Here is a 316-nt window from a genome sequence, read left to right as displayed (position 1 = left end):
AGGCTATTTGAGCAAAGCAAAAGCCGAAGCTTTAGCAGCAAGAGGACTCAAAATATTGACCCCATCACGTCGGAATATGAAAAATAAATCCATCCAAACTGAAGAAGAAAAACAGTTGCTTTGCAAAAGAGGATTGATCGAAACAGTGAATGATCAATTAAAAAATTTACATCAACTTGAACATTCACGTCATCGTTCGGTGAATAACTTCATGGTGAATATCATGGCTGCTGTAGTGGCATATTGCTTGAATCCCAATAAGCCAACTTTCCAAAATATGCTAAGAGGCTAAGCGAATTTCATCGAACTCAGGTTA

General features: G+C 37.7%; 1 protein-coding gene. It reads left to right on the top strand.

The window, feature by feature from the left end; genetic code table 11:
- The coding region (locus WAE57_RS15835) for a transposase (protein WP_337711313.1) at positions 1-292 on the top strand (292 nt) is incomplete at its 5' end.
- Positions 293-316 lie beyond the last annotated feature (24 nt).

Source organism: Acinetobacter sp. NS-4 (genome assembly GCF_037402435.1).
GTDB lineage: Bacteria > Pseudomonadota > Gammaproteobacteria > Pseudomonadales > Moraxellaceae > Acinetobacter.
This window is presented reverse-complemented; position numbering and strand designations above follow the sequence as displayed.